Source organism: Nonomuraea sp. NPDC050478, from assembly GCF_044458265.1.
GTDB lineage: Bacteria > Actinomycetota > Actinomycetes > Streptosporangiales > Streptosporangiaceae > Nonomuraea > Nonomuraea ferruginea.
On the sequence record NZ_JBITHT010000004.1, the window covers coordinates 318554 to 332748 of the forward strand.

Sequence of the window (14195 nt, forward strand, 5' to 3'; positions counted from 1 at the left end):
ACCATGGAATACCGGCGCGTCGCACGGTCCGGGCAGGTGCCCGACGGGCTCGTACGCAGATTCTTCGTGGACGAGGTGGAGGTCGCCGTGGCGCGCTGGGACGGCCGGGTCCACGCCATGTCCAACTACTGCACCCACCTGGACTGCCTGCTCTCCTCCGGCCGGGCCACCGAGGAGGGGCTGCTCTGCTCCTGCCACGGCAGCGTCTTCGACTACGAGTCAGGCGAGCCGATCCTGCCGCCCGCGACGCGTCCCATCAGGGTGTATCCGGTGCGCGAGGAGAACGGCGAGATCTTCGTCCTGCTTCCCGACGACGCCAAGGAGCAGGACGGGCCCAGGCGCCGGCGGCAGGCCGCCCAGGGCTGAGCCGTCAGAGGGCCTCGACGGAGTCGACGGGCGGCGACAACTCGTCGGAGAGCGCGCCGGTGACCGCCGCGAGAGTGTCGATGTGGTGCGCGAGCCAGACCATGAACTGGGCGTCGGCCGACCGGATGTCCATCCGCAGCGCCCTGGAGGCCCGGTCCAGCTTGTACAGCATGGTGTTGCGGTGCAGCTTCAGCGTCCGGGCGGCCGCGTTCAGGTTGCCCGCGGACCTGATGTAGGCGAGCACCACCTGCTCCAGGTCACCGGTCTGGCTGTGCACGCGGCGCAGCGCGTCCAGGATCTCCCTGGCGAACGCCCGCCCCTCGACGCTGGCCGCCACGTCCTTCAGCGCGGCGTGGACGCGCAGGTCGTCGTACCCGCACACGGGGGCGGCACCGGTGTGCCGGGCCAGCCCCATCGCCACCCGCGCCTCGTAGTAGCTGGCCGCCACCCCCGCCGCGCCCCGGCCCGCGCGCCCGTGGGTGAGCCGCAGGTCGTCCCCCAGGTGGGGGCGGAGAGCCCGGTGCAGCTGCCCGGCGAACTGCGCCACGGACGCCTGCCCGGCCAGCGCGTCCCCGGTGACCTGCCGGATGACCACGATGAAGGGGCCGATCGCGGCGGCCAGCGTCCGCTGGGTGTCGGAGGGCTCGACCACCTGGACCATGCGGGTCACGGCCCCCGCCCGGCGCTGGTCGCGCCGGCCGGCCGGCAGCAGGGCGCCCGCCGTCAGCACGTGCACCGCGTAGCGGCCCTCCGGGTCGAAGCCGTGGTGGCGGGCGCGGGCCTCCAGCTCGTGCGGGTCGGCGAAGCGGCCGTGCACGAGCGACTCGACGAAGTCGCCCCTGGCCTGCTCCTCGGCGGCCCGCACCGAACGCTGGCGTAACATCTCCGAGCCGGTCAGGGTGGCCCCGTGCTCGGCGATGACCCGGTGCTGGGCCAGGTCGTGGGCGTCCGGCGGCCAGACGTTCTCCACGAGCACCAGCCTGCCGTACAGGTCGCCGCCCACCACGATGGGCGCGATCAGGACACGGACCGGGTCGTCCAGCTCGCCTTCGCGCAGGTTGAGCTCCGTCAGCGTCCGGGCGCAGTCGTCGCTCTCCCGCAGGTCGGGCAGGCGTTCGGCGATGAGGTCGGCGATCCTGGCCGGTTCGGCGGCCAGACCGGCGGCGCCCGGCTCGAAGCCCGCGCAGACGAGGGTCTCGCCGTCGGCGTCCATGACCAGGACCGGGCAGCGGGCGAGCCCGGCGACCGCCCGCGCCATGGCCGGGATTCCCGACCCCCTGGCCAGCACCTCGGCCAGCGTGCGGTGCACCCGCGAGCCGTACTCCAGCACATGAGAGGTCTGGGCCAGGGCTTTCTGCCCCACCAGGCGGCTCACCGCACGGTAGTCGGCCTCCGCCGGAAGCACCAGCAGCGGGATGCGGGCCTCCTCGGCCGCCCGCGCGGCCCTGGTCAGGTCCGGGACGCGGCCCTCGGGAGACGGCCAGACCAGCAGCGCGACGGCGTCCCTGCGGGCGAGGTCGGCGACCAGCGCGCACGCCTCGTCCGGCTCGGCCAGCGCGTCCGCGGGCAGGTGGACGACCATGCCGGAGAGGTCCGGCGAGGACACCGGCCCGGCCTCCCCCAGCTCGGACAGCGGCAGGCACCAGGACGCGCTCCGGCTCAGCCCGGCCGTGCCCGCGATGACCCGGCCGCGCAGCAGAGGTTCGGCCAGAAGCGCTCGCAGGGAGATCTGCCCACTGGGGTCACGGTCCTGGGCATCGATCAGGTCGACACTGCTGGGGGACGTCTGTGCCATGTGCCCAAATCCTGTCTCGCCGGTTCGGCAGTGTGTACGTAGCCGTGGGCCACCGGCCCTCGGAGACTGACGGTGTCAACGGAGTCGCCGCGAGTCACGGGTGAGGAGGGAGGACGGATTTCCCTCATTTTCCATTTCGGGGGAACGGAAGGCAATAGCCCGATGTCAGGGACCGCGGGTCGCCGGTAAATGGCGTCGCGCCGCTTTCTCTTGTCAGACGGCCGGAATATTCATGCGGGCAGGAGCTGAAAAGGCAATGCACACGGTTTTCCGCCTCACCCTTGAGGACGCCCTCGTCATGCTGGAGGCCGCCGAACAGGAGGCCCGCCGCATCGGCGTCAAACAGACCATCTGCGTCGCCGACGACGGGGCCCATCCGATCGCCCTCCACCGGATGACCGGCGCCCGCCTCACCGGAGTGGAGATCGCGATCGCCAAGGCCTTCACCGCGGCCGGCCACCAGCGCGACACCCACCTCTTCAACGAACCCCCGAACGGCCCCGCCCTGCCCGGCAACGAGGCCTTCGGCATCAGCCACATGCACCCCGGCAGGTTCGCCGTCTTCGTCGGCGGCTTCCCCATCGTGCACGAGGGCCAGGTGGTCGGCGCCGTGGGCGTGAGCGGCGGCAACGGCGAGCAGGACAAGGCGGTGGGCGCCGCGGCACTGCGCGCTTTCCGGGAGAAGGTGGCGGCTTCGGCCCCGAATGACGGCGAACCGCCGCACGCCCCGGCTTGACCGGACCGGCGCCAAAAGGCACGCCCGGTTCTTTCTTACGCCGATTACAGATCCATTCTGTTTACCGATGATTCGCCATCTCACCCAAAGTCAGAAAGGAGAGTCCGACGGGAGTTCCGTGTAGCCCGCGAGCGTCTGGATCTGCTCCTGGGTGAGCACCCCGGAGAAGGCCCACACGTCGTCGATCACGCCGGACCAGTGCTCGCCCCAGGCACCCGCGGTCTTCGTACGGCCCAGTTGGAGCGGGCCGGTGGCGTCGAAGCCGATCGTGTGCCAGCGAGCCGAAACCCGTTCCTCGGTCTCCTCAAGCCAGCCGTTGACATACAGACGCAGGACGTCCGCGAAGGAGTCGTACACGATGGCCACATGGTCCCAGTCGAGCTGGCTCTGATAGGCGGAGTGCTCCGCCCGCTGAGCCACCGCGCCTGACGCGTCGGAGCCCGGCATCTCGACCTGCCAGCCGCCGGCGCCATCCGCGGCGGAAGGGTCATACCGCACGGTGAAGCCGCTGTTGGTGCTGCCGGCCTGAGAGAAGACGGCCGATCGGGCGGTGGGCCTGCCCGCGGCGGTCACCCAGCCGGCGACGGCGAAGCTGCGGCTGGTCGACACCACGGGCCCGGTCGTGGCGGCGTGGTCGCCGGCGCCGTCCAGCACCAGGGCGCCCATCGGGGAGCCCAGCCAGCCGGCCGCCTGATCCACGTGAGCGTCACCCCCCATGGTGAGGTGGCGGCCGTGGCCGGTGCCGTCCTGCCCGTCGGTGTTGAGCGTCCAGCGGCCGGAGAGCACGGGGTGACGGGTGAACAGGTCTGCGGCCTCCTCCGCACTGACCAGGCGGTCGTAGACCTGTACATCGTCGATCTCCCCGGGGAAGAAGTCCACTGCGGCGCCGTTGTGCTTCGCGCGGCCGATGGCCATCGGGCCGGTGGCGTTCCAGGTGACGGCCCTGGACGGCGTCGGCGTCGGTCAGGCTGAACGACCAGCGGTTCTCGTCCTTGACGTACTGCAGGTAGAAGCCGCTGACCACGTCGCCGTCCTGGTTGACGACGGTGGCGAAGCCGTCGGTGTGGGCGAGCCTGACCCAGGCGCCCACCGCGTACGTCCTGGAGGTGTCGACGACCGATGCGGACGTCTCGGCATGGCCCGTCGAGCCGTCACCGCGCATCGCGGTCCCCACCTGACCGTCCACCCCCAGCGTCACGCCGCCGGCAGCGTCGTAGTCGAATGTCTCGGTGCGGGGGCTCGCGCCACCGGTCTGGGAGACCGAGCGGAGCTGGTGCCCCTGCCCAGCGGGCGCGTTGGCGTAGGACCTGACGGTGTCGGTCTCGCCGCCGATGCCGACCGGACTTCCCGGGTGCGGGTTCCGGTCGCGTCGTAGGAGTAGCTGTGCCAGTAGGGCGCCGGCCCGCCGACGGCGGAGACCGCCGGGACCGCCGAGCAGCCGGGCGTGGCCTGGCTCCACGCCTGAATGAGGCGCTGGAGGTGGTCGTAGTCGAAACACTGCGTATCAGTGCCCGACCGGGACACGTCCGAGATCGAGGTGAAAGACCCGGCCTGGTCGTAGGTGTAGGTAGCGTTGCGGTCCGCGCCGGTCATGCCTTCGCGCTCGGCTCGGGCGGTGGCCAGCCGGCCCGAACCGTACTCGTAGGTGAAGGTCTGCCACACCTTCTTGCCGCCGGTGGTCAGCTCGTACTGCAGAGGGTCGCCGATCGCGGAGTACACGGTCGCACCGACATAGGTGCCGAGACTGCCGGTGAGGCGGGTGGCTCGGGCCAGCTCGTCATAGGTGGTGGTCACGCTCTCGGCGGGCAGACCGCCTGCCGCCGGGAAGCCCTGGGTGCGGACCGTGCCGTCCGGGTTGTAGGCGGTGGTGAAGGTGTAACTTCCGGCCAGGGCTCCTTCCGTCTCCGGGATGACGACGGTGTATCTGACGGCACGGCCCTGGTGGTCGTAGGCGTCGATCCGCTCGGTGTAGGGGTGGCCGTCCGTGTAGCGTCGACCTCGGTCGGCAGGCCGGTCACGGTGTCGTGGGCGGTGTCGGTGCGGGTCTGCCGCCACCCGCCGCCGTCCATGGCGGTCCAGGTGCGGGTGGTGGCGACGCCGGTCAGGACCGCGGCGGAGGTGCCCCAGGAGCGGGTGCGGGAGGCGGTCTCGTGCTGCCAGGGGGTGTTGACGGTCTTGGTGTGGACGGTCCGGTCACCACCTGCGCGCGCGTCGACAACCCTAATGCCGCATCAGGCGACGTTCGCCCTGTTGTGACGTGCGCTGATCCCGGCGCGGTGCACTTCGTCGTGGTGATCGCTGGAAGACCGCGGTGCTCCTGGGTGTTGTCTCCGAGTGTGAAGATCAGCGAAGCCTCCAGGGTCAGCGGTGTGAGTGTGAGATCGCTGCGGCACTACGAGGATGAGGGCTTGATCGTCCCTGGCCGATTCAGCAATGGGTTCCGCGACTACTGCCAGTCCACGATCGACCGGGTGCTCATCATCCGCTCGCTGCTGGAGTCCGGGCTGCCCGTACGGTTGATCAGGGAAGCCCTGCCCCGCCTCACCGACGGACCCGATGCCGGCACCGGCGTGGTGTGCGCGGAGTTCCTGCACGAGGTGCAGAGCTATCGCGATCGGCTCGCCGCGCGCATCGCGATTCTCAGCGATCAGCAGGCGGCACTCGACGCCTACCTTCGAGAAGCCTGCCGCACTGATCTCTGACAGCTACTTGACCCTGACGTAAGTGTGAGGCTCCTACCTTCGGCGCATGGAGATCAACGAGCAGCACACCGCTGAGCAGTGGGTACGAGCGCTGGTCCAGCGGTCGCACCGGGGACCGGAGGATCTGACCCTCACGGCCGATCATCGCCGCCCCACCCCAGGGCCCGGCGAGTACCTGATCCGCGTGGGCGCCGCCGGGGTCAACTTCGCTGACGTCATGCAGACCCGTGGAACTTACGGAGGAGGCCCGCAGGCGCCCTATGTGGCGGGTTTCGAGGCCGCCGGGGAGATCGTGGGTGTTGGCCCGAACGTTGAGAGGCCACTGCGGCTCGGCACCCGCGTCGTCGGAGCCGGCCCCGGCGCATTCTCGCAGTACATGACGATGCCGACTGCGGGTGTGCTGCCCGTGCCTTCCGGCTGGAGCGATGCCGAAGCCCTCGGCCTGGTGCTGAACTGGGCTACCGCCTTGGCGGCACTGAAGCCGTTGGGCGAGATCAAGACGGGTGAGGTGGTGCTCGTTCATGCCGCGGCCGGAGGCGTGGGGCAGGCCGCCGTTCGTCTCGCCCGCCACTACGGTGCACGCGTGATCGCCACGGCCTCACCAGCGAAGCACAACACCGTCGAAGCGCTCGGCGCCGACGAGATCCTCGACAGCCGGCGTCCCGATCTGGCTGAGGCGATCACCCGCCTGACCGGCGGGGTCGACCTGGTCCTGGAATCGGTGGGACAGGCCACGTTCAAAACCAGCCTGTCGGTCACCAAACCCTTCACCGGACGCGTCATCGTGTTCGGCGCCGCTTCCGGCGACGCCACCCTGACCACGCACGACCTGGTCTTCACCCACCAGGTTCAAGTCAAGGGCCTGCACATCGGTGCGCTGGCGACCGCGGTCCCGTCGATCTATCAGTCGTTGCTCGTCGAGATCGACGCTCTCATCGCCCACGGTGTGTACACGCCCGGCACCCCCCAGGTTCACCCCCTGGCTGCGGGGGCGACGGTGCTGCGGGAACTCGAAGCCGGCCGGACCCGCGGCAAACACGCCCTCGATCCGTGGCGCTAGTCGTGCCGCGTCCGGCAACCTCCGCCCTGTTCACGACCTCGCGGAGCCGTTCGTCGGCGGCATGCTTGCTCCGCCAGATGATGTACCGGCGGAACATGCCGCCCTGCTCCTTATGGCCGGCGCTGCCGATGACGGAGGGAAAGGCGCATAGGGAGAATGGTTTCAGCCTTTCCCCGTGAGTGAGGATCCCGTTGTTCGCGAGACGGCTCGATTGAGGTAGTACGCACGAAAGCGGCGGCCCGGTTCACTTCCATGCCATTAACCGGCGTAGTCCGATTAACTGCGAAAAGTCATCTCACAATGGGGCAATGACCGACCCTCGACAGCCTCATCCGGACGACCCCTGGGCCTCCCGGCCACAGCGGCCACCGATGCGACACGGGCGGCAGCCGTCCCCCGATCACGCGTTCCCCCGGTCCGACTTCGGACAGTGGGACGACACCGGTCAGACCCGGGGAACCGGCCACCGGAACCACGGCCCGCAGGACCAGTTCGACCCTCGGGCCTGGCAGGACGGGTTCGGCATGAACCTGCCTCCGTATGACCCGCCGCCCAGGCGCAACACCGGCCTGATCGTCGCGCTTTCCGTCGGCCTGGCCGTGGTCCTGGTGGGCGGGGGCGTGGCCGGTGCGGCCTACTACGTCAACGCCTCCGGCTCCGCGCCCGCCGCCCAGCCGAGCACCGCGCCCTCGTTCCCCACGACGGCGCCCTGGCAGTCGGGCGAGCCGTCCGAGGAGCCCTCGCAGGAGCCGACCGCCGAGCCCGAACCGACAGCCGCGCCGGACGAGTCGGGGACGCGATTCGCGCACACCGAGTTCCAGGACTGGCGGTTCGAGTTCCAGGGCGTGCGTTACTCGGCCAAGAAAGTCGACGGCTGGACGTACGACACGTGCGACCCGGTGGACGCCCGGGGTGTGCTGGCCGGGAACAAGTGTCAGCGCGCCATTCAGATCGCCTACACGGCCTACCGCGGACATGTGAAAGCGGTGCAGGTCATGATGGAGTTCCCGACGGCCTCCGTCGCCAGGGCCACGGCCAAGAAGCTGCAGAAACAGGCGGGCAATTCGGTGAACACCCGCAGGGACATGACGCATGCCGATTTCGCCTACGGGATGATCCGTACGAACCCGTCGCAGAATTACGTGGTCGCCACGGTCGTCACCGCCGACAGGTCGGCCAAGGCCAAGGCCGAGGATTTCCACCTCTATCTGCACGCCTACGCGGCCAGCCGGCTCCTGCTGCGCGACGTGACCGTCACCACGTGACCCTCGGCGGCACTGTCGCCAAGTCATCCACAAGTCATCCACAAGTCATCCACAAGATCGATTCGTCACCATGTGCGGTTGTGCGTGGAAATCACAGCAGTAAGTTGCGAAAGATCGCCGCAGCCGCGGTGGTCGCGATGGCGGTCGCGCTGCCCGCCCTACCGGCGGTCGCCGACGACGGCGCCGACGAGCGTCCCGACGTGCCCGTCGGCACCTGGCTGGCCGCCCGCACCCAGCCGGCGGTGCAGCTGATCAGCCTCACCTACACCGGCACGGTCGCCGTGCCGTCGAGCGCGCTCAACCAGGCCGCGTTCAACCAGCTCACCGTGCAGGCCACCGACGCCGTGACGTCCGGCAAGATCTCCGCGGACGAGCGCAGCATCGCCAAGTGGATGTTCCAGCGGATCGCCGGCAACGTGGACGCCTACCTCACCGTGAGCTCGCCGGAGCGCACCGTCGAAGCCGAGGTCGGCGGCCTGTGCACCGGCTGGTGGGTGACCCCCGACGGTTACATGGTCACCGGCGCGCACTGCGTCCAGGTCGGCGACACCGAGCTCGCGCAGATGTTCGCGCAGCAGGCGCTGGCCACGTTCAACAAGGAAGACGCCCAGGGGATCGTCAGCGGCCTGCAGGGCATCGAGACGGACGAGGAGATCCTCAAGCTCGCGCAGCAGATCTTCGTCACGTTCAACAGCACCCACATGAAGATCCGCGGCCTGCAGCAGAGCCTGACGGTTCTGCAGAGCCTGCCCGGCGGCGGCGTGGACAAGACCGCCAAGGCCGTACCGGCCGAGCTGGTCTCCGTGGGCGAGAACTACCCCGGCAAGGACTTCGCGCTGCTCAAGGTCAACGGCCAGCAGAACATGCCGACCGTGCCGCTCGGCGACGACGGCGACGTGCGCACCGGCGACACGCTCTACATCAGCGGCTTCCCCGGACTGGTCACCAACACGGCGTTCTTCAGCCTGGAGTCGAGGCTGGAGCCGGCGCTGACCGAGGGCCCGTACAACGCCACGCGCGCCACGCAGACCGGCGTGCCGTACATCCAGACCCAGGCGCCCTCCTACCACGGCAACTCCGGCGGCCCCGTCTTCAGCAAGGACGGCAAGGTCATCGGCATGCTGATCGCCGGCACCGTGAGCGAGGGCGGCGAGGCCTCGGAGAGCGAGAGCTTCGTGCTGCCGGTGAGCATCGTCAAGGAGAAGCTCGGCGAGAAGAACATCAAGGCGGCCCAGGCCACCACGACCACCCGGTACAACGAGGCGCTGAACGACTACTTCCGTCACTACTACGAGGACGCGCTGCCGAAGTTCCGCGAGGTCCAGGCGCTGTTCCCGAACCACCCGTACGTGGCCAAGTACATCAGCGACACCCAGCAGGCGATCTCCGCGGGCAAGGACCAGTCGCCCCGGCCGATGCTGATGTGGGTGCTGATCGGTGCAGGTGTGCTGGTCGCCCTGGTGGTCGCGCTGATCCTGGTCAAGGTCCTGCGCGGCCGCCGGCGTCCCCCGCCGTCCTTCCCTCCGCACCCGCCGGGCGGCGGCTACGCCCAGCCGTCGCCGTACCCGATGCAGCAGCTCCCCGCCGCCCCGCATCACCAGGCGCAGAGCCCGTACGGCTCAGGCCCGCAGCACAACAACGTCCCGTACGGCGCGGACCAGTACGGCGGCCACCAGGGCGGCCAGCACGGCCAGTACGGCGGCGGTCCCTACGGCGCCCACCAGCCGGGCGGTCAGCACAGCGGCCCGCACGGCGCCGGCCCGTACGGGCATCCCGCGCCCCCGCAGGGCCGGCCCCAGCCGCCCTACGAGGACCGGACCCGCGACGTCCGTTTCGGCCAGTTCGCACCCCCACCTGACGACAGGCCCTCCTGACATCCACCGGCCCGGCCAAGGCGTTCGCCCGCCCTGGCCGGGCCGTCGGCTCACCGTGATACACGTGCCGGCCGGATGTGGCCTGTCAATCCTGGACGGCACCGCGGCGTTGACCTCCTTCCCTCCGGTGAAACATTGGGGTTCTCGCATCGGCAAGGAGGCCTGATGTCCACCTCGACCCCGCATTCGCACGACCCGCTCGACCAGGTCGTCGTCCAGGCGCTGACGGACGTGCACGCCCAGCACCAGGGCCTGTTCACCCAGGTCCTGGTCATGGTCGACAGCGACGTCTCGTTCGACGACGCGAACAGCTACCGGACGGCGGTCAAGGCGGCCGGCTCCGGAGGGGAGGAGCGTTACTCCCTGACCTCCGCGAGCAAGGGCGCGCACCCCCGGCCGTCCGGGATCAGCGCGGACGAGGCACGCCTGTCCAGCCGTGACAGCGAAGTCGCCGCGCTGCAGGACGCCTACGACTGGATCGAGGGACAGGGCACGCAACTCCAGAATGTCCGCACCATCCACGTCCTCGTGGTGAGCAACATCGGCCCCTGCGACGCGTGCAAGAAACGCCTGGAGTACTTCTGCGACGACGTCGTCCGGCTGTTCGACAAGCACGTCGAGGTCATGGTCGACAGCGTCTACGACACGGCCGCGGCGGGCACGACGATGAACCGGTCGGGGTTCGACTCCACGTACGGCTACTCCGGGGCGACCGCCTGCACCACCGCGTCCGGCAAAAAATTCTGGCGGCTCCGGCAGGAGTTCCGCCCCAAGTCCTGAGACCCGCCGCCGGTGTGACGGCCGTGCCCGCCCGGGTAAGCAGATGCCTATGGGACGGCTGCGGCAGCTGGCCGGGAACACCCCGGCGCATCGGGATCGAGTGGTCGACCTGCTGCGCGCCGTCGCGATCATCGCCGTGGTGACGGGTCACTGGCTGGCCGTGTACGTGACGTACGACGGCGGCCTGCGGGGCGGCAGCGTGCTGGACGTCGTTCCGTGGACGCGCCGGCTGACCTGGCTGTTCCAGGTGATGCCGGTCTTCTTCCTGGTCGGCGGGGTCGCCGGCGCGGCCTCCCTCACCTCCCACCGGAAGCGCGGCGGCACCGCCGTGAGCTGGATCCTTGGCCGTACGGACCGGCTCGTCCGGCCCACCACCGCGTTCCTCGGCGTGCTCGCGGTCTGCGCCCTGGCCGCGCGGGCGCTGGGGGTCGATGCGGAGCTGGTCGGCACCGGGGTCTGGCTGGCGGCGATCCCGCTCTGGTTTCTCGTGGCGTACCTGGCCGTGGTGGTCCTCACCCCGCTGATGCACGCCCTGCACCGCAGGTACGGGCTCGCCGTGCCGATCCTGCTGACCGTGCTCGTCGGTGTGGGTGACCTGGCGCGGATGACCTCGGTCCTCGGCTTCGTGGCGTACGCCAGCTTCCTGCTCGCTTGGCTGGCCGTCTACCAGCTCGGATTCTCCTGGCAGGACGGGCGCCTGCCGTCCGGGTGGCGCGTCGGGCCGCCGCTCGCCCTGGGCGGGTTCACCGCCCTCGTGGTGATGACGGTGGCCGGGCCGTATCCGATCAGCATGGTGGGGATTCCGGGAGAGGAGATCCAGAACACCTCCCCGCCCACCCTCGCGCTGCTGGCGCTGGCCGCCACGCAGGCGGGCCTGGCCCTGTGGCTGCGCGATCCGGCCAACCGGTGGCTGCGCCGTCCGCGCCCCTGGATGGCGGTCGTGGCGGTCAACTCCGTGATCATGACGGTGTTCCTGTGGCACATGACGGCCGCGGTGATCGGCGTGGTGGCGCTGTATCCGACGGGGGTGCTGCCGGACCCGCCGGCCGGCTCCTCGTCCTGGTTCGTCCTGCGGGTGCCCTGGCTCCTCGCGCTGTCCCTGGTCCTGGCCGGCCTGGTGGCGGTGTTCGGGCCGATCGAGCGGCGCGCCGGTCCACGGCCCGATCCGCACAGTTCGCCGATCGTGTCGGCCGTCGCCGGGATGGCGGGCGTGCTGGCCGGTCTGCTCGTCGCCGCGGTGGCGGGCCCCGGCGACCACGGCCCCACCGGTCTGTCGACCCCGGCCCTCGTCGCCTACTTCGCCGGGGCGACCGTCCTCCGCCATGCCCGCCGAACCTAAAGCGCAGGTCAAGGCAGGTGCAGCGCTTAACTCAGCCTTAAGCAGCCACATGCACTCTTGGGGTAACACCTGCACATCGGGGAGGAAACCTCACATGACCACTGAGCCGGAAACCGCGGCGAACCAGCCGTCCAAGCGCCGCTTCCCGCGTACCCTGCTGCTCGCCGCCACCGCCGCGCTCGTCGTCGCCACCGGCGCCGGCGTCGCCACCGCGGCGGCCACACCCCCGTCGGGCACCCCCGCCCCCGCCCCCACGGCCACCGAGTCCCCGTCGACCGGCCCGTCCGACAAGCCTTCCAAGAAGGAGGACCGCCGGCACTGGGACGGCCCCAAGATCAACCTCCACGGCGAGTTCGTGGTGCGGGAAGGCGAGGGCGAGTACGTCACCGTCGCCACCCAGCGCGGCGAGGTCACGGCCGTCGACCAGGACTCGCTCACCGTCAAGAGCGAGGACGGCTACTCCAGGGAGTACGCGGTCGGCGCCGACACCCGGATCAACCGCGACGCCACCATCGACACGGTGAAGACCGGGCAGAAGGTCTCCGTCCTGGCGAAGGTGGACGGCGAGACGGCCACCGCCGTCGCGATCCGGGCCAAGTCCGAGGGCGAGGGGAAGGGGAAGGACCGGCGCCACATGGACGGGCCGCACGAGCACCGTCACGGCAAGCCGGAGTCTTCCTGACCACTGCCGACTGTCAAGCCGGGCGCCCGGCTTGACAGAGGCATTGACCTCAGGTAGTCACTTCATTACCTTGTGTAGCCGTCAGGGAAGGGCGTGGCACCCTGGAAGCGAACCCGCCGGGCGTGCCCCGCCCGCGTCACGATCTCCGCGTCCCGGCCGAGCTGGTCGCGACGGCCGGGCGCGGGCTGGGCGCCGGTGGCCGGCCGCGCAAGCGCGTGCTGGTCATCGGCGCCGGGATGGCCGGGCTGGTCGCCGCCTACGAGCTGATGCGCCAGGGCCACGAGCCCGTGGTCCTGGAGGCCCAGCAGCGGGCCGGCGGGCGGGTGCTGACCCTGCGCGACTTCGCCCCCGGTCTGTACGCGGAAGCGGGGGCGATGCGCATACCCCGCGTGCACGATCTCACCCTCGCCTACTGCGAACGGTTCGGGCTGCCCCTGCGCCCCTTCGTCATGAACAACCCCCGGACGCTCGCGTACATCCAGGGTGTCCGGACGACCATCGGCGAGCTGGGGCGCAACCCGCAGCTCGTCGACTTCGGCCTGGCCGAGCACGAGCGCGGCCGCACCTACGAGGATCTGTGGCGCACCGCCACCCAGGAGATCCACGACCTTTACGCGCTGGAGGGCGAGAAGGCGCTCGACCGCATCTGCGCCGAGTACGACCGCTACTCCATCCGCGGCTTCCTGCGCGAGCGTGGGTTCTCCGAGGGGGCGATCGAGCTCTACGGCGTGATGAGCTTCCGCGAGTCCAACCTCAACGCGGCCGTCATCGAGCAGTTCCGCGAGATCGTCGGGCGGGCGTTCGAGGACATGCAGGAGATCGTGGGCGGCGCCGACCGGCTGCCCGTCGCGTTCTACCGCGAGCTGAGGCGCCACATCCGGTTCGGCCACGAGGTGACGGCCATCGAGCAGGACGACCACTCGGTGACCCTGCACGTCCGTACGGGCTCGGGCCGCACGTCGATCACCGGCGACCACGCCATCTGCGCCATCCCGTTCTCCGTGCTGCGCGACGTCGAGACCAGGCCCGCCTTCTCCCGCCGCAAGCAGCGCGCCATCCGCGAGCTCAACTACAACGCCTCCACCAAGATCCTGCTGCAGGTGCGGCGGGCGTTCTGGGAGCGGACCGACGGCATCGTCGGCGGCACCACGGTCACCGACCTGCCGATCCGGCGCATCTGCTACCCCTCGCATCCCGCCGACGGCGACGAGCGGGCGGTCCTGCTGGCGGCCTACACCTGGGGGCAGGACGCGCTGCGCTGGGGCGCGATGCCCGCCCAGAAACGCATCGAGCAGGCGCTCGAAGACGTCGCCAAGATCCACCCGGAGATCTACGACCACTTCGAGTTCGGCGTCTCCCACGCCTGGTACAACGACCCGTACGCGGCCGGAGCGTTCGCCCTCTTCGAGCCCCACCAGCAGACGGCCCTGCACGACGCCATCATCGCCCCCGAGGGCCGCGTCCACTTCGCCGGCGAACACTGCTCGCTCTGGCACGCCTGGATCGAAGGCGCACTCGAATCAGGACTCAGCGCCGCCCGCGCCGTCCACGAAGCGAACTGACCCACCCCGAGCGAGTCCGTCCCGTACGAGGCAG

14 protein-coding genes and 1 pseudogene are annotated in these 14195 nt (G+C 70.2%); 11 read left to right on the forward strand and 4 right to left on the reverse strand.

Annotation, left to right across the window (positions count from 1 at the left end; all coding sequences use genetic code 11):
- Nucleotides 1–3: 3 nt before the first annotated feature.
- Entirely contained in the window at nt 4–366 is a 363-nt protein-coding gene (locus ACIBF7_RS21430) for a Rieske 2Fe-2S domain-containing protein (RefSeq protein WP_219545305.1), read from the forward strand.
- A gap of 4 nt (nt 367–370) precedes the next feature.
- On the opposite strand, the gene ACIBF7_RS21435 is transcribed toward ACIBF7_RS21430, so the two are convergent.
- Nucleotides 371–2161 (reverse strand): helix-turn-helix domain-containing protein, encoded by a 1791-nt coding sequence (locus ACIBF7_RS21435; RefSeq protein ID WP_148033152.1) that lies wholly within the window; start codon nt 2159–2161, stop codon nt 371–373.
- A gap of 256 nt (nt 2162–2417) precedes the next feature.
- Between ACIBF7_RS21435 and ACIBF7_RS21440 the strand changes: the two genes are divergently transcribed.
- Nucleotides 2418–2897 (forward strand): heme-binding protein, encoded by a 480-nt coding sequence (locus ACIBF7_RS21440; RefSeq protein WP_271274984.1) that lies wholly within the window; start codon nt 2418–2420, stop codon nt 2895–2897.
- Between the two features lie 90 nt (nt 2898–2987).
- Here the strand turns inward: ACIBF7_RS21440 and ACIBF7_RS21445 are convergent, their stop codons facing one another.
- Both ACIBF7_RS21445 and ACIBF7_RS21450 read right to left on the reverse strand, forming a co-directional pair.
- A complete protein-coding gene (locus ACIBF7_RS21445) occupies nt 2988–3614 on the reverse strand; it encodes a LamG domain-containing protein (protein ID WP_397198262.1) in 627 nt (208 codons plus the stop codon).
- 105 nt (nt 3615–3719) lie between these two features.
- Nucleotides 3720–3833: pseudogene (locus tag ACIBF7_RS21450) on the reverse strand (hypothetical protein); the annotation flags it as partial.
- A 110-nt stretch (nt 3834–3943) separates the two neighbouring features.
- Here ACIBF7_RS21450 and ACIBF7_RS21455 point away from each other — a divergent pair.
- On the forward strand, nt 3944–4075 hold the full coding sequence (locus ACIBF7_RS21455) for a hypothetical protein (protein ID WP_397197932.1): 132 nt from the start codon (nt 3944–3946) through the stop codon (nt 4073–4075).
- Between the two features lie 16 nt (nt 4076–4091).
- Here ACIBF7_RS21455 and ACIBF7_RS21460 read toward each other — a convergent pair whose 3' ends face one another.
- Nucleotides 4092–4952, reverse strand: coding sequence for a hypothetical protein (locus ACIBF7_RS21460; RefSeq protein WP_397197933.1), 861 nt, complete (start codon nt 4950–4952; stop codon nt 4092–4094).
- Between the two features lie 281 nt (nt 4953–5233).
- Here ACIBF7_RS21460 and ACIBF7_RS21465 point away from each other — a divergent pair, with 281 nt between their 5' ends.
- The 8 genes from ACIBF7_RS21465 (at nt 5234) to ACIBF7_RS21500 (ending at nt 14161) form a co-directional block, all read left to right on the forward strand.
- The gene (locus ACIBF7_RS21465) at nt 5234–5599 is read left to right on the forward strand and encodes a MerR family transcriptional regulator (protein WP_148034793.1); all 366 of its coding nucleotides are present in this window, start codon (nt 5234–5236) and stop codon (nt 5597–5599) included.
- Between the two features lie 46 nt (nt 5600–5645).
- Nucleotides 5646–6659 (forward strand): NADPH:quinone oxidoreductase family protein, encoded by a 1014-nt coding sequence (locus ACIBF7_RS21470; RefSeq protein WP_271274987.1) that lies wholly within the window; start codon nt 5646–5648, stop codon nt 6657–6659.
- 308 nt (nt 6660–6967) lie between these two features.
- Entirely contained in the window at nt 6968–7924 is a 957-nt protein-coding gene (locus ACIBF7_RS21475; RefSeq protein ID WP_397197934.1) for a hypothetical protein, read from the forward strand.
- Nucleotides 7925–8028: 104 nt separating this feature from the next.
- A complete protein-coding gene (locus ACIBF7_RS21480) occupies nt 8029–9798 on the forward strand; it encodes a serine protease (protein WP_397197935.1) in 1770 nt (589 codons plus the stop codon).
- Between the two features lie 165 nt (nt 9799–9963).
- The gene (locus ACIBF7_RS21485) at nt 9964–10578 is read left to right on the forward strand and encodes a hypothetical protein (RefSeq protein ID WP_397197936.1); all 615 of its coding nucleotides are present in this window, start codon (nt 9964–9966) and stop codon (nt 10576–10578) included.
- Between the two features lie 49 nt (nt 10579–10627).
- Nucleotides 10628–11917 carry an acyltransferase gene (locus ACIBF7_RS21490; RefSeq protein ID WP_397197937.1) on the forward strand — a complete coding sequence of 430 codons (1290 nt, stop codon included), beginning with the start codon at nt 10628–10630 and terminating at the stop codon, nt 11915–11917.
- A 94-nt stretch (nt 11918–12011) separates the two neighbouring features.
- Nucleotides 12012–12599: a hypothetical protein gene (locus ACIBF7_RS21495; protein ID WP_397197938.1), complete on the forward strand. Its 588-nt coding sequence runs from the start codon at nt 12012–12014 to the stop codon at nt 12597–12599.
- A 122-nt stretch (nt 12600–12721) separates the two neighbouring features.
- Entirely contained in the window at nt 12722–14161 is a 1440-nt protein-coding gene (locus ACIBF7_RS21500) for a flavin monoamine oxidase family protein (RefSeq protein WP_364228765.1), read from the forward strand.
- The last annotated feature ends 34 nt before the right edge of the window (nt 14162–14195 follow it).

Coding starts and splice junctions, on each gene's coding strand:
- ACIBF7_RS21430 (WP_219545305.1), top strand. CDS start 4: ATGGAATACCGGCGCGTCGCACGGTCCGGGCAGGTGCCCGACGGGCTC.
- ACIBF7_RS21435 (WP_148033152.1), bottom strand. CDS start 2,161: ATGGCACAGACGTCCCCCAGCAGTGTCGACCTGATCGATGCCCAGGAC.
- ACIBF7_RS21440 (WP_271274984.1), top strand. CDS start 2,418: ATGCACACGGTTTTCCGCCTCACCCTTGAGGACGCCCTCGTCATGCTG.
- ACIBF7_RS21445 (WP_397198262.1), bottom strand. CDS start 3,614: ATGGGGGGTGACGCTCACGTGGATCAGGCGGCCGGCTGGCTGGGCTCC.
- ACIBF7_RS21470 (WP_271274987.1), top strand. CDS start 5,646: ATGGAGATCAACGAGCAGCACACCGCTGAGCAGTGGGTACGAGCGCTG.
- ACIBF7_RS21475 (WP_397197934.1), top strand. CDS start 6,968: ATGACCGACCCTCGACAGCCTCATCCGGACGACCCCTGGGCCTCCCGG.
- ACIBF7_RS21485 (WP_397197936.1), top strand. CDS start 9,964: ATGTCCACCTCGACCCCGCATTCGCACGACCCGCTCGACCAGGTCGTC.
- ACIBF7_RS21490 (WP_397197937.1), top strand. CDS start 10,628: ATGGGACGGCTGCGGCAGCTGGCCGGGAACACCCCGGCGCATCGGGAT.
- ACIBF7_RS21495 (WP_397197938.1), top strand. CDS start 12,012: ATGACCACTGAGCCGGAAACCGCGGCGAACCAGCCGTCCAAGCGCCGC.